Source organism: Chitinophaga japonensis (assembly GCF_007830125.1).
Taxonomy (GTDB): domain Bacteria; phylum Bacteroidota; class Bacteroidia; order Chitinophagales; family Chitinophagaceae; genus Chitinophaga; species Chitinophaga japonensis.
Genome location: NZ_VLLG01000008.1, coordinates 62,391 through 76,357 on the forward strand (window position 1 = coordinate 62,391; position 13,967 = coordinate 76,357).

The following is a 13,967-nucleotide window of genomic DNA, read 5'->3' on the forward strand; positions in this document are numbered from 1 at the left end:
GTTTCACCATGGGCATTTTTTCCTGGATATTATTCGGTCTCATTGCCGGTGTTATTGCCAAGTGGATACATCCCGGCGATGATCCCGGTGGATGGATCATTACCATTGTGCTGGGCATACTGGGCGCATTCCTGGGAGGATGGATAGGCACCTTGCTGGGCTGGGGCACTGTCAGCGGTTTTAATTTCCGCAGCTTTCTGCTGGCTATTGGGGGCGCCGTGTTGCTGCTGGTCATTTACAGGGCTGTCTCTAAGAAGAAATAAGCCGCTACAACATCATTACCTTAATATAGGTATTGCCATACCGGCCCCAGTCTTTCAGGCTCCGGTTCAGGGTTTCCAGCAGTTCCTTATTATTTACTTTAGTGCCTTTCTTGGGCGCCTGCAGGGCGGTTTCCTGGGTAGATTCCGTGAGCACTTTGGTAGCAAACCAGGTCACATGCTCGTGGGGCAGGGCCACGCCCAGTATCATGCCGGGCAGGCCGGAAAATGATTCCGGGCCGCCGGGTGTTACAATGGCATCTGCATAAAAGGCCACCACGTAAATGGAGTCCATAATAATAGCATTGGCGCGGCGGCAGTCAAAGCCGGCTATGTTGCGCTTTTCATCCGTTATTTTCCAGTGGATAGAGCGGGTGCTGTCCTTTACCAGGAAGATCTCCTCGAACACTTTTTTCTGCGACACGCTTTCCTGCTTATCCAGCTCGCTGTAGATCACGTTGTCTTCCGCCGGGTCCGGGCGCAGGCGGATATTGTCCGGGTTTTCCCGCCCGGGCCTGTACAGGGTTTTGTTGTGGTGGAACAGCAGGTCGAAATAGGTGACCTTGAACTGGGGGGTACGCTTTTTCTCCAGCTCCTTCCAACTGCTGGATTCGTCGCTGTAGATGGCGTCCAGCCGGGCGTACATGTTCAGCCTTTTTTCAAACTCGATGCGGCCGTGTGTCAGGTAAACCGGGTTTTGCGCGGCCGCGTTTACCGCAAAGCATAGCAGGAGGTATGTGAATAGCCGTTGCATGGCAATTGTTTTTTACGGTTAATGTTTGCCGGCTGCGCCGGTCTTGTTAAAGTTCCAGGTAACAGACAGGAACAGGTAACGGCTGATGGTGCCGTAGGTGTTTTCCGAAATAAAGTTGCTGCTCACCTGCCGGTCAAACCCGATGTTCTCGTTCAGCAGGTCATTCACGGAGGCTTTTACCAGCAGCGCGTCGTTCTTCAGGAACTTCTTGCCGATCCATGCATTCCAGAGGATCACGTTATTATTGTTGTCAAACGCCGCCGTCTTTTGCCGCAGGTTGAAGTTGCAGTCGGTATGCACCTGTAATTTCCAGGGCAGGTAAACATCTACATTTGGGTTGATGTTGAAGGTCCAGTAATTGGTCTTGATTTGCTGCTGTATGGACGAGCGGCTGTTGGTGTAGGTGGCGGAAGCGTCGAAACGGATCTCGTATTGCTTCTCTTTGGTCTGGTTCAGGTAAAAACCGCCCGTATAGTTACCGCTGTTGGTCTCGTTCAGCAGGTCGTTCACATAGTTGATGTAGCGGTTATAACGGAGGTTGCCGTTAAAGCCCAGGCGTGTACCTGTTTTCTTCAGCTTAAAGAAGTAGTCAAGGTACAGGGAGCCGTTGCGGTTGCCGTCCACGTTCACTGCCTGGTTGGTCCTTTTACCGGTGGAATCCACGGTGCTGCGGCTGCTGATGGCATTACCGGTAAAATTGTAGTAAATGCTGGCCCAGATACCACGTTCGGAAAGCATCCGGTAGTCATTGAACGAGAGGCGGAGCGTGTTGGAGAACTGGGGCTTCAGGTCCGGGTTACCGATCGTCACATTCAGCGGGTCTTCGTTGGTCCGCAAGGGTTGTATCTGCTCAATGCCCGGCTGCCGGGTGTAACCGCTATAATAAAAGCCCAGTCTTCTTTGCGAGGTGAAGCTATAGCCGATATTCGCCTGCGGGTACCAGTTCACGAAATCCCGCTGCAGGGTGGCGCCCTGGTGCATATCCTGCTGGTCAAAGCTGGTAAGGCCTACATTGCCGCCAAAGTTTACACGCAGCTTCTTGCCTACCAGGCTGTAACTGATGCCGCCGCGGTGTGTGAATATATTAAATGTATAGTCGCTGCTGTACAGGGTATCCAGCTCGCTGTATTTGCCATTGCCATCCAGGTTGAAGGAGTTCCGGTCGGAGTAGCTGTTGTTCAGCACAATGCCGTAGTTGAATATCAGGAAGGAGATGGCGGACAGCGGCTCCGTGTAGGTGAGCTTTGTATCGAAATAAATGCTTTCGCCTTTGTTGGTCTTGTACTGGTCTATCCGCTGGATGTCCTCCACGCCGCCGTCCTTGTAAAATTCCGTCAGGGCGTTCAGGTATCCGTCGGAGCTGTTGTTGGTGTAGCGTTCCATCAGGTTCAGGGAGATGGTTCTGCCTTTTTTGCGCAGTTTTTTACGCCACAGGATATTGCTGTTCAGCGTCCGTACATCGCCGGTGGTAGCAATGTGTCGGTTGTTCTGGTTCACCAGGGAGCTGTCTTCCGCAATGGACTGCGTGCTGTAGCTGCTGTTGGTGAGCTTGTGGTCCAGCCCTCCGTCCACGGTTATTTTGATGGAAGAGGAAGAGTCTATCTGCCACTCATAAATGCCATTGGCACGGTTGCGCAGTATGCTGTTGGAAAACTGTTCGTTGGAATTGGTATAATAAATGGTGTCCGGGAGCAGGTACTGGGAGCGGGTAGCGCTGTGGCCGTTCATGTACAACTGCATGATCTTGTAGTTGCCATTAATGGATTGCTTGTCCTCGTTCCATTTATTATTGTAATGCAGGCCGCCGGTCTGCACCAGCGGATAGCCGCGGCCGTTATACCGTCCATCCCAGCTCTCCAGGTCGTCGGAGGTGGAAAAGAACATGTAGCTGTCCGTGGTCTCATCATAAGAAACATTGTCCGCGGAGCTCTGGCCAAAATTGTTCCGCTCCTGCCAGTTCAGCCCGGTTTTGCCGGTATTGGATACAATAGCGTAGCCGGATATTTTCTGTTTCTGTTTGAACATGTTCAGCATGGCCTGGCTGTCGTGGTAGCCGTCGTTGCCTGCGCCGGTGCTGAGCTTTCCGAAATAGCCGTTCTTTTTACTGTCTTTCAGCTTCAGGTTCAGCGTCTTGGTCTTTTCACCATCATCTATGCCGGTAAAGGTGGCCTGGTCGCTTTTTTTATCAAACACCTGCACCTTGTCCAACATGTCTGCCCGCAGGTTCTGTGTAGCCAGGGTAGGGTCGTCACCGAAAAACTCTTCGCCGTCTACCAGCACCTTCTGTACCTTTTCGCCCTGGGCTGTTATCTGCCCGTTCTTGTCTACCTGTATGCCCGGCAGTTTTTTCAGCAGGTCTTCCACCGTGGCGTTCGGCGGCACTTTAAAGCTGTCTGCATTATACTCCGTGGTATCACCTTTCATTTTAATAGCGGCAATGGTCTGGTTGATCACTACCTCCTGCAGCAGGCGGCTTTTCAGTGACAAGATAATATTAGCATGCGCCAGTGTAGTGGTGTCCGTTAGCGTCAGGGGCTCCACGTAGTCTGCAAACCCGGGTGCAGTCACCAACAGCAGGTAGTTACCGCCTTTCAGGGGCGCCAGGGAAAAATTGCCGCCGGCATCGCTGCGGGTAAACTTGTACAGCATGGAATCTTTGGCCTGTAACAGGGTGACCACTGCTTTAGCCAGCTTTTGATGGTTCAGGGTATCCACTATGCTGCCTTTTATGGAGGCTTGCTGGCTGTAGCACAGGCAGGGAACTACAATACAGAAAACAAGGGTTGATAGTGTCTTCATTTGCCGGGATGTAAAGGGTTAGCTCTAAAGATGCGAACGGAGCTAAATTCCACAAATTCTATCAGATTATTTTAAAAACATAGTGAAAGAACTGTTAATTTAATGAACAGTGCGCTATACTACCTGCTGATTATGATGATATGTACAACGTTTGCCTGCGTTTGTCCATTGCCTGTTCTCCGGGCAACTGCTGAAAGCTTTATAACGTATTCCTTTTCACTGATTTATTTAATATCTTTAGAACGTACAATGTTGCATATTCCTTTCATATGTTGAGGGTGCTGTCAATAGCCTGTCTTGTGCTGTTCGTCTGCCTGCAATCCCCTGCCCAAACGCCTTCCAGCCAACTACCGGGGGAGTTGCGATCGCTATTGCAAAAAAGCACTTCCGATGCCGGGCGCGTGCCGTTGCTCTGGAAGCTCGGTGAACATTATCTTACCCGGCCGGATGAGCATAAACAGGACCTGGACAGCGCTTTTTACTTTGTGCAGCATGCCCTGCAGCTCTGCGAGACCTTACAGGATATGCCTGCCCGTTATTACAGCATTGGCCTGCTGGGCAGGATATTTTTTGAGAGCGGGCAGCAGGAGCAGGGAAAGGCCTGTTTCCGGGAGGTAGCCGCTTACTATCACGGCCTGGGCAACAGCCAGGAGGAAATGACCTGGCTGCGGTACCTGGCCATTTTCCTGCCGGAGATGGATAGCAATTATCCCGAGAAGGTGCGCATCCACGGGGAGGTGCTGGCTATCAGCCGGCAGGTAAAGGACACGCTGAGACAGGAGGAGGCGTTAAAGGAGATTGCAGACGTATACCTGCGCTGGGGTAAGCTGGACACAGCGGAGCTTAAATTACTGGAGTTGCTGCGTATGCAGCAGGCGGTCCGTTCCCGGAAGCTGCTATACACCTATGACCTGCTGGCTGCTGTCAGCACCTACCAGGGCAACTATAACAAAGCGCTCCCCTACGCCATGGAAACCATCCGGCAGATGCAACTGGTGAAGGATACGGCACATGCCGGCATCTTTTATAACAGGATCGGTTCCATTTACGGCGAGCTGGGACACCATGAAAGAAGCACCTACTGGCACAGCAGGGCGTTTACGACCGAGAAAGCCAGGCATACCCATTCCCGTTACGTTGTTTGCGGCCACCTGGTGCGGTCCCTGATCTGGCAGGGGAAGCAGCAGGAAGCATTGCTGCTGCTCCGGAAAGCGGTGAAAGAGGACCCGCCGCAAAGCATGGTGGACAAGGGAGCGGTGGCCCGGGCCCTGGGCGACTGTTACAAGGCCCTGCACCGGTATACGCTGGCGGAAAGGTATTACCTGGAAATGATGCACTGGGAGGAACAGATGGGAAAGGGCAACATCTCCTACAGCCAGGAGGTATACTACTCCATCGGCAAGTTTTATACAGATCGCCGCCAGTATGATAAAGCCGGTTACTACCTGCGCAAGCTGCTGACCCTTCCGGCAGGGAAAAACAGCGCTATCAACCGGAAGAGAGATACCCATCTGGCGCTCTTTAAAGTAGATTCAGCGTCGGGTAGCTACCTGTCCGCTATCCGGCACCTGCAGTTGTATAACCTGCTGCGGGATTCCATTTTCACGGAAACCAAAAGCCGGCAACTCGCCGAGCTGCAGGTACGCTATGAAACATCCAGGAAAGAACAGGACATACAATTGCTGCGCAACAGGAGCCAGTTGGAGCGCAGCCGGCTGCAGCAGGCACGCCTGGGAAGGAACCTTACACTGGCCGGTATTATTATGCTGCTGGCCATCGTAGGATTATTATATAACCGTTACCGTTTGAAGCAGCGCAGCCACCGGCAACTGCAGGCCCAGCAGGAGGAGATCCACCGGAAGAACTATTCGCTGGAAGCGCTGGTGAAGGAAAAGGACCGGCTGCTGGAAGAAAAGCAATGGCTGCTCAAGGAAGTGCACCACCGCGTAAAGAATAACCTGCAGATCGTTATGAGCCTGCTGAACACCCAGTCCGCCCACACGGAAAATGATGCGGCGCTGCTGGTGATCCGGGAGAACCAGCACCGGGTATACGCCATGTCGCTGATCCACCAGAAGCTGTACCAGTCCGAGAATGTGGCGCTGATAGACATGCCTGTGTATATAAGGGAGCTGGTAGATTACCTGCGCAGCAGTTTTGATACCCGCCATATCCGCTTTGAGCTGCGGATCGCCGCGGTGAAGCTGGACGTATCGCAAACCGTGCCCCTGGGCCTGATACTGAACGAAGCTGTGACCAATGCCATCAAGTACGCTTTCCCCGGGGAGCGTGACGGCTGTATTACCGTCACCCTGCGGCATGCTGCAGACGGGCACCTGCTCCTGGCCATTGCGGATAACGGCATCGGGCTGCCGGCAGACTTTGACCCGGGCAAAAGCAATTCCCTGGGCATGAGCCTGATGCAGGGGCTGAGCAGGCAACTGGGCGGCAGCTTCCAGATGCGGCAGGATGCCGGGCTGGCTATCGCCGTGCAATTCATGGCTACTTCCGCTATTATCAATGAAATGATCCCCTATGAATGAAAAAGTACTGATCGTAGAAGACGAGTACATTGTGGCCAACGACCTTCGCCTGATATTGCAGAAGGCGGGCTACCAGGTATGCGGTATTGCAGCTTCCGTGCCGGAGGCGCTGGATATTATTGCGCAGCATCATCCCGGGCTGGTGCTGCTGGATATTTACCTGAAGGGTAAGCTTACCGGTATTGACCTGGCGCAGCAACTCCGCGAGCAGCATATTGCGTTCGTGTACCTTTCCGCCAATTCCAACCAGGAAGTGCTGGAGGCGGCCAAGGCTACGCAGCCCTACGGCTTCCTGGTAAAGCCTTTCCGGGAAAAGGATGTGCTGGTAACGCTGGACGTGGCCCGCTACCGCCATGAGCACAGCCTGGAATCCACGCTGCACCGGGAAACACGCCTGCAGGAAGCGCTTAGCCGCATGATGGCGGAAGAGTCCGGCTATGAAGAAAAGCTGCTGAAAATGGCCATGGCCCTGCAATCCCATGTGCCGTTCGATTACCTGGCCGCCGGCCCGCTGGGCTTTTTAAGGATCGGTTTTGATGAATACCAGGTAATAGGCAACAGGGAATTATCCGTGATATCCGGGCAGCGGGAGGCCGCGCTGGAAACCCTGCAGGCCGCTGCTCCGCCGGACCATACGGTGGCCTGGTACAACCGGGAGGATTTCCAGCGGTTGTGCGCGCGGCATCCCTTCCGGCAATTGCTGGCGCGGACCTTCGGGCTGGAATCCCACCTGGTGATGCCCTTGCTGCTGGCCAATGGGGAGGTAACGGCCTTTTCCTTTTACAGCCGGCGCCCGGATGCTTACCAGGCAGCGCACCAGGCATTGCTGGGCCGCCTGCAGCCGCTGTTGCAGGCCGCTGTGGCGCCGGCGGTGAAACAATCCACCGGTCCTGCCGTGCTGCCCGGCGTCCCCGCTAATGAAAACTTTACCGGCATTATCGGCAGCAGTCACCGCCTGCTGCATGTGCTGGACCACGTGGCCCAGGTAGCGCCCTTTGATACCTCGGTGCTGATACTGGGTGAAAGCGGTACCGGCAAGGAAAAGATCGCGCAAAGCATTCACCGGCTATCGCCCCGCAGTCACAAACCGCTGGTAAAGGTGAACTGTGCGGCGCTGCCTTCCAACCTGATCGAATCCGAGCTGTTCGGCTACGAAAAGGGCGCATTTACCGGGGCAGCGGATAAAAGGATCGGCAAGTTCGAGCAGGCGCATGAAGGCACCATTTTCCTGGACGAGATCGGGGAGATGCCCCTGGAGCTGCAGGTAAAGCTGCTGCGCGTGTTGCAGGAAAAAGAAATAGAGCGCATAGGCGGCAGAAGCCCGGTGAAGATTAATGTGCGCATCATTGCCGCCACCAACCGCCACCTGGAAAAAGAAGTGGCGGAAGGCCGCTTCCGGCTGGACCTGTATTACCGCCTGAACGTGTTCCCGGTCCTGCTGCCGCCCCTGCGGGAGCGCCCGGAAGACATCCGGCCCCTGGCCCTGTCGTTTGCAGAGCAATGCTGCAGCCGGGTCAAAAAGCGCTTTCCCGGCATTTCCGCGCAAATGATGAGCGAGCTGGAAGCCTGGCACTGGCCCGGCAACATCCGTGAGCTGGAAAATGTGATAGAGCAGTCCGTTATCCTGAACAACGGCGTGTCCCCGCTGGAGTTAAAACGCCCGCTGGGCAACGGCCTGTTTGCACCGCCACAGCCAGCTCCTTTGGAACAGGCGCCGGTCAAAACATTCACGGATGTGAAGAAATTGCTGCAGGATACGGAACGCGCTTACATCCTTTCCGTACTGAAGAAAACCAATGGCCGTATACGAGGGGAGAGCGGCGCGGCGCAACTGCTGAACCTGAACCCTACTACCCTGGAGTCCAGGATCGCCAGGCTGGGCATCCGCAAAGAGGAGATAAAATAAAAGAACCGGAATAAGAATATCCCGGCCTGTACCTAAACCTACAACTGTTACACTGTTAAAAACAAGCACATGGATTGTGCGTATATATTATCAGTTCGTTCTAATCTGTCATCAAAGGTGCAACGAAAAAAAATGCGAAAGAATAGCGAAATAACGGATTCTGTTGTACTTATCCCGGTTTATGAGGAGCGGTCATTCCCGGATCATCGTGATATTATGAAAGGGCTCCGAAAAAATCGGAGGTAATAAAACCACCACCAGCGCACCTGCTTGTTGATTCCATTAGGTTAATAGACTCTTTTTCAATTTGTTATATCCTGCCGTACCGGCGCGTGCCTTTACCGGGCGCTTCCGGTACGGAAATGGAAGGGCCTGTGTTGTAACATATTATCCCAATAAAACTGCGTTGCCATGCACACCCTTAACAGACCAACTGCCGTGATCCGGAGCGGCGCCGCGTTGCAGCAGCCGGCTACCGGTTCTGTGCTTCCCTTCGAGATCCGCACCCTTGAATGGACCCTGAAACACCGCTGGGGACAGCAGGCCGCACCGCGCCGGCACAATCACTATATGATCATATGGATCAGGCAGGGCAGGGGCGCGCTCCTGGCCGACCTGGAGCAGTACGATATTACAGGCGAGACTGTTTACTGCCTGGCGCCGGGCCAGATACTCCTGTTCAATGCCGCGGAGGGCGTCAGCGGTTATGTGCTTTCCTTTACCACGGAATTCCTGTGCCTGCAGGAGCATAATTTTACGCTGCTGAACAATATGGGGCTTTTTCACGCCTGTTCGCCCCTGCCGGTCATTAAAGTGAGCCGGGCCATGGCCGGCGAAATGGAGGAGATCATGGAGAAAATGACCCGGGAATATGATAACTGCTGCCTGCTGCGCGCCGAAATACTGAAAGGCTTCCTGAAAATATTCCTGATCTACCTTGCGCGGCAGTTTGAAAAGCCCGGCCGCTACAGCAGCCGCAGCAAGCACGGGGAGCTGGCCAGCCGTTTCCTGGCCCTGCTGGAAAAGCGCTATGCCTCCTGGAAAATGGTCAGCGATTATGCGGAAGAACTGTTCGTGACCTCCAATTACCTCAACGAGATCGTGAAAAAAGTATCCGGTTTCCCGGCCAGCTATCACATCCGCCAGCGCATTGTGCTGGAAGCCAAAAGGCAGGCCATGTACGCAGATGCCAGCATGAAAGAGATTGCCTATCACCTGGGATTTGACGATATTGCGCACTTCAGCAAGTTCTTCAAGAATGTATCCGGCAGCAGCTTTACCGCATTCCGGAAAGCCATGATGCAGCCTTGCTGAAACGATACTAATTGATAACTTTAATATTATATGGAAAAACTGGTAACAGGCATTCATCATGTAACGGCCATCGCGGCGGATGCGCAAAAGAACGTTGATTTTTATACCGGCATCCTCGGGCTGCGCATGGTAAAGAAAACCGTGAACTTTGATGCGCCGGAGGTCTATCATTTTTATTATGGCGACGAAGCAGGCACGCCCGGCAGCATCCTTACTTTCTTTCCCTACCAGGGCCTTACCCGCGGCCGGCATGGCAAGGGCATGCTGAACACCACCAGCTTTTCCGTGCCGCTGGAGGGCCTGGACTTCTGGCTGGAGCGCCTGCAACGGTTTAACATCGCCTGCAAACAGCCACAGGAAAGATTTGAGGGAGAAGTAGTGGTATACCTGGAGGATATGGACGGCCTGGGCCTGGAGCTGGTGTTTAACGACAAGGATCAGCGGCCCGGTTTTACCTATGGCCGCATCCCGCCGGAGTACGCCATCCGCGGTTTTTACAATGTAGAGATCTGGGAGGAAGGCTATGAGCGCACCGCGGGGCTGCTTACGGAGCAACTGGACCACCGGTTGATAGCGGAAAAGGGCAACCGTTTCCGCTTTGCGGCTACAGACTCCCCCGGCAATTACGTGGATATCCTTTGCTCCCCGGACAGCTTAAAAGGGCTGGCCGGCGCCGGCACCGTGCATCACATTGCCTTCAGCACGCCCAATGCCCGGGCGCAGGAAGAGGTGCGCATGCGGATCGTGAAGCGCATGCTGAACCCCACGCCGGTGCTGGACCGGAATTATTTTACCTCCATTTATTTCCGGGAGCCCGGCGGCGTGCTGTTCGAGATCGCCACTGCCGGGCCGGGGTTTGCCGTGGATGAAAGCCCGGCACACCTGGGCGAAGCGCTGAAACTGCCGCCGCAATACGAGCCGAGAAGGGCGGAAATAGAACAGGCGGTAGTGCCGGTGATCCTGGCCCCGGATAAATTTTAGTTCCCTGAACGTCTCTTTCTGAAAAAAGCGCATTATTCTTGCAGGAGATAATGCGCTTTTTTAATGGAATGAAGAATGACCGCAGATGCAAATCAATAACCGTGCACGTGGAAACCTGCTGCTGCTCCTGGCCGGCCTGCTGTCTGTTGCTTTGGTGATAGCGGTGAACCTGGAGTGGTATAAGGACCTGTGGGGGTACTGGAACGACTGCAGGAGGCAGGTGTTCCGCCCGGGGCTGGAGCAGCGCAAAGCCGAGCGGCTGGGTAATATGTATACGCTGTCCAAAGCCATTGCCCTGGCCCTCCGCAAGGAGCGCCAAAAGGAAAAGGTAGTGGTGCTGCTGCCGCCCACCCCTTATTTCCGGAAAAAAGGACTGAACTACCATGTGCCAGAGCCGGCGGTGTTCTACTATTATACCGGCATGAAAACGGTATGGCCCGATACAAAGGATACCGCAGCCATTACCCATGTTGTGGAAATGAAGCGCAGGGCGCTGGTGATCCGCCGGATCAGGAACCGGGAACAGCTATCCGCAGTCCTGGCGGAATTCAGAAAATATAAGATCACTTTATGAGCATCGTATCATTGCTGCTGTTAACCATACTGCAATTCATAGCAGGCATCGGGATATTGAGCCTGTTCAATATCCGGTTGCGGAACGGGATCAAATTTCCTGTTGCCCTGCTGCTGGGCGTGGCCGTATGCTCCCTGGTGCCCTTCCTGCTGCAACTGCTGTACATTCCGTTGAGCCTGCTGAATGTAATGAGCGCGCTGGTGCTCACGGCCCTGTTGCTGAACATGCGCCTGGAGCGCAGCCTGCCCCAGTGGCAGGCCTTTTTTGCGGGTATCCGTATCCGTATGAAAGGGTATGAGCTGCCTTTTGTGCTGCTGCTGCTCTTTATTTTCGCAGTCAGCGCCTGGCGCTGTTATTATTATCCGCCCTATCCCCGCGATCTGACCTCCGGCCCGGAAGTGATCGCCGAGTATGCGGTAAGGGAGCAAACCATGGTAAACTCCGCTTTCAGCGTGGACCTGAGCAGCACCAATAATCCATACAAGCCTGCTTTTATTACCAGCCTGCAGATCGTTTACAAGTACGCCGGGTTTCCCTTCGGGCAGGTATGGCTCTCCGTGGTTTTCGGGGCCTTCCTGCTCCTGCTGTACCAGTTGCTGTGCGAAAACGTGCACCGGCTGCTGGCCGGGGTGCTGCTGCTATGTTTCCTGGCCATACCGGTTATGTACGCCTATACGTTCATTGTATTGTTTGACTACACCAACGCTGTTTTTTTCTTTTTGTCGGTCTACTTCCTGACCCTGTATGACAGGAACAAGGCGTATAACTACCTGGCATTTGCCGGGTTTATTATGGGCATTGCCACCTATGTCCGCAGCGAAACGCTGGTGCTGGCCTGCTTCTTCCTTCCCCTGGTCCTGTACATGCAGGCAGGAAGCTGGCGGATCACGGGGCGGCAGGTGCTGAACAGCAGCGTGTTTGTACTGCCCCCGGTGATCCTGTACCTGCTTTCCATTACCTTGTATAACGGGTATTACCTGCCGCAGGTTTATGAAGTGGGCGGGCTGGTGAACCCCCACCTGCTGGACCTGCATCCTTTCTTTGACCGCTTCCTGAAAATGCATACCCGCCTTATTTTCAGCAGTTGGGGATTTTCATTGTACGGCTACTTTATCCCCCTCTTCCTGGCGCTGTTGCTGGCGGAAGCCATCTGTTACCGCCTGCGGTTTTCGCGCATGGCCGGTATCTGGCTGTACGCCGTGCTGGTGGTGTACCTGGGGCTGCCTTTTCTCGGTTTCCTCCTGCCCCTGATGGACCTGGACAATTCCACCAAGCGGGCGCTGTTCAAGATATTTCCCCCCATGTTGCTCTACCTTTCCCATAACCGGTTGCTCACCGGCCTTTCCGGCCGCCTAAGCAAGCTGGGATAAATTTTTATGCCGGAATACCGTTGAGCGCCAGCAGGGCCTTATCGGGTGATTCGCGCAGCAGCGCATAGATGTTGGCCGTATCGCCCACGTGAATGGAGTACTCGTCCCGCTCCATGTGTGCAAGCAACTCCTGCGCCACGGTTTCCGGCGGAATACCGTTCTCCCCGCCGATGGCAGCGGAAAAGCTGGTATTCACCAGTGGCGGCATCAGCTCAAATACTTTCACCGGCGTATCTTGCAGGGCTAGCCGCAGCACCCGGGTATAGGCATGTACGGCAGCTTTGCTGGCGCTGTATGTGGGCAATCGTAACCCGGGCGCATACGCCACGATGGAGGAAACATTCACCACGGCGGCTGCGGGCTGTTGCTGCAGCAGGGGCAGCAGCTTTTCCGTCAGGCGTACCAGGGATAGGTAGTTGGTATGCATTTCCGCCTGGGCCTCCGGCCAGTTTTCCCCACCTCCTGCCAACTGGTAGTAAGCGGCATAGCCCGCGTTGTTCACCAGCACATTTAATGCAGGGAACTGCGTGCGCAGTGTTTCCACTAATTTGTCTACATCCGCTTCACTGGTTACATCGCTTATCAGCGGTGTTACGCCGGGCAGTTGGGCAGCGGCCTGCTCCAGGCGGGAGGCGTCGCGGCCGGTGATGATCACCTTGTTGCCTTTTTCGTTGAATAGCTTGGCTATGGCAAAGCCAATCCCGGCACTGCCGCCTGTTACGAGCATCGTGTTGTTCTGCGTTTTCATTTTTTGTTTTTTATGTGTTATAGATACCGATCGGTATCTGAATGGGTAAAAAAATTTTTATACCGAAATGCCGTTGATGATCTCTTCCACAGTGTCCAGGGCCAGCTCCAGGTCCTTTGCTTTCCTGCTAACGCCCTGCAGCAGGATACCGCCTTCTGCCAGGGCGATGATGGACGTGGCGATCCTGCGCGCGGGAGTGCCGGGCCTGAACTCGCCGGCCGCAATGCCTTTGTTCACCAGGTTTTCCAGCATCCTGCGCCACTGCTCCAGCGCCTGTGCCGCCTTTTCGCGCAGCAGCTCATGGGTATCGTCCGCCTCTATCCCGGTATTCTGCATGGGACAGCCGCCGCCGGGAAAGGGGAATTTCCGGGAGGGCCGGAATACATTGGCATACACCAGCAGCTTGTCGCGGTAGCTGGTGGCTTTCTCCAGCTCCTGCCGGATAATGTTGATGCGCGCCTGCAGGTTGTACTCAAAAGCGGCTATTGCAATATCTTCCTTGTTCTCGAAATTGCCGTAGATAGCGCCTTTGGTCATACCGGTAGCGGTTGTCAGGTCGGAGATGGACGTACCTGCGTATCCCTTTTTGTTAAAGAGCTCCGCGGTGGTTTCAATGATCCATTGCCGGGTTTGGGAGGATTTCGGTTCGAATGGCATGCTGCAAATATAGATACCGATCGGTATCCGAAGAAATTTATTTTATCTATGGGCGTATAGG

At 54.4% G+C, this 13,967-nt stretch carries 11 protein-coding genes; 7 read left to right on the forward strand and 4 right to left on the reverse strand.

Annotated features, from left to right (window positions below; all coding sequences use genetic code 11):
- The first annotated feature begins 8 nt into the window (after nt 1-8).
- On the forward strand, nt 9-263 hold the full coding sequence (locus LX66_RS27265; RefSeq protein ID WP_145719449.1) for a GlsB/YeaQ/YmgE family stress response membrane protein: 255 nt from the start codon (nt 9-11) through the stop codon (nt 261-263).
- A gap of 4 nt (nt 264-267) precedes the next feature.
- Here LX66_RS27265 and LX66_RS27270 read toward each other — a convergent pair whose 3' ends face one another.
- Complete coding sequence (locus LX66_RS27270) at nt 268-1,014, reverse strand: GLPGLI family protein (protein WP_145719451.1); 747 nt, start codon at nt 1,012-1,014, stop codon at nt 268-270.
- An 18-nt stretch (nt 1,015-1,032) separates the two neighbouring features.
- Complete coding sequence (locus LX66_RS27275) at nt 1,033-3,813, reverse strand: outer membrane beta-barrel family protein (protein ID WP_145719453.1); 2,781 nt, start codon at nt 3,811-3,813, stop codon at nt 1,033-1,035.
- 269 nt (nt 3,814-4,082) lie between these two features.
- On the opposite strand from LX66_RS27275, the gene LX66_RS27280 reads away from it, so the two are divergent.
- The 6 genes from LX66_RS27280 (at nt 4,083) to LX66_RS27305 (ending at nt 12,501) form a co-directional block, all read left to right on the forward strand.
- Entirely contained in the window at nt 4,083-6,356 is a 2,274-nt protein-coding gene (locus tag LX66_RS27280) for a tetratricopeptide repeat-containing sensor histidine kinase (RefSeq protein ID WP_145719455.1), read from the forward strand.
- Nucleotides 6,349-8,262 (forward strand): sigma 54-interacting transcriptional regulator, encoded by a 1,914-nt coding sequence (locus tag LX66_RS27285; RefSeq protein WP_145719457.1) that lies wholly within the window; start codon nt 6,349-6,351, stop codon nt 8,260-8,262. Before LX66_RS27280 ends, LX66_RS27285 begins: the two co-directional genes overlap by 8 nt.
- A 411-nt stretch (nt 8,263-8,673) precedes the next feature.
- Nucleotides 8,674-9,576, forward strand: a complete 903-nt coding sequence (locus tag LX66_RS27290; protein ID WP_145719459.1) for an AraC family transcriptional regulator — start codon at nt 8,674-8,676, stop codon at nt 9,574-9,576.
- A gap of 30 nt (nt 9,577-9,606) precedes the next feature.
- Nucleotides 9,607-10,557: a ring-cleaving dioxygenase gene (locus tag LX66_RS27295; RefSeq protein ID WP_145719461.1), complete on the forward strand. Its 951-nt coding sequence runs from the start codon at nt 9,607-9,609 to the stop codon at nt 10,555-10,557.
- Between the two features lie 85 nt (nt 10,558-10,642).
- A complete protein-coding gene (locus LX66_RS27300) occupies nt 10,643-11,131 on the forward strand; it encodes a hypothetical protein (RefSeq protein WP_145719463.1) in 489 nt (162 codons plus the stop codon).
- Nucleotides 11,128-12,501: a hypothetical protein gene (locus LX66_RS27305; protein ID WP_145719465.1), complete on the forward strand. Its 1,374-nt coding sequence runs from the start codon at nt 11,128-11,130 to the stop codon at nt 12,499-12,501. The genes LX66_RS27300 and LX66_RS27305 overlap by 4 nt, the downstream gene beginning before the upstream one ends.
- Before the next feature lie 4 nt (nt 12,502-12,505).
- Here LX66_RS27305 and LX66_RS27310 read toward each other — a convergent pair whose 3' ends face one another.
- Nucleotides 12,506-13,249, reverse strand: a complete 744-nt coding sequence (locus LX66_RS27310) for an SDR family oxidoreductase (protein ID WP_145719467.1) — start codon at nt 13,247-13,249, stop codon at nt 12,506-12,508.
- A 57-nt stretch (nt 13,250-13,306) separates the two neighbouring features.
- On the reverse strand, nt 13,307-13,906 hold the full coding sequence (locus LX66_RS27315) for a TetR/AcrR family transcriptional regulator (RefSeq protein ID WP_145719468.1): 600 nt from the start codon (nt 13,904-13,906) through the stop codon (nt 13,307-13,309).
- Nucleotides 13,907-13,967: the final 61 nt, after the last annotated feature.

Excerpts from the sequence above, each read along its gene's own strand:
- LX66_RS27265 (WP_145719449.1), top strand. The coding sequence starts at position 9 with ATGGGCATTTTTTCCTGGATATTATTCGGTCTCATTGCCGGTGTTATT.
- LX66_RS27270 (WP_145719451.1), bottom strand. The coding sequence starts at position 1,014 with ATGCAACGGCTATTCACATACCTCCTGCTATGCTTTGCGGTAAACGCG.
- LX66_RS27275 (WP_145719453.1), bottom strand. The coding sequence starts at position 3,813 with ATGAAGACACTATCAACCCTTGTTTTCTGTATTGTAGTTCCCTGCCTG.
- LX66_RS27280 (WP_145719455.1), top strand. The coding sequence starts at position 4,083 with ATGTTGAGGGTGCTGTCAATAGCCTGTCTTGTGCTGTTCGTCTGCCTG.
- LX66_RS27285 (WP_145719457.1), top strand. The coding sequence starts at position 6,349 with ATGAATGAAAAAGTACTGATCGTAGAAGACGAGTACATTGTGGCCAAC.
- LX66_RS27290 (WP_145719459.1), top strand. The coding sequence starts at position 8,674 with ATGCACACCCTTAACAGACCAACTGCCGTGATCCGGAGCGGCGCCGCG.
- LX66_RS27295 (WP_145719461.1), top strand. The coding sequence starts at position 9,607 with ATGGAAAAACTGGTAACAGGCATTCATCATGTAACGGCCATCGCGGCG.
- LX66_RS27300 (WP_145719463.1), top strand. The coding sequence starts at position 10,643 with ATGCAAATCAATAACCGTGCACGTGGAAACCTGCTGCTGCTCCTGGCC.
- LX66_RS27305 (WP_145719465.1), top strand. The coding sequence starts at position 11,128 with ATGAGCATCGTATCATTGCTGCTGTTAACCATACTGCAATTCATAGCA.
- LX66_RS27310 (WP_145719467.1), bottom strand. The coding sequence starts at position 13,249 with ATGAAAACGCAGAACAACACGATGCTCGTAACAGGCGGCAGTGCCGGG.
- LX66_RS27315 (WP_145719468.1), bottom strand. The coding sequence starts at position 13,906 with ATGCCATTCGAACCGAAATCCTCCCAAACCCGGCAATGGATCATTGAA.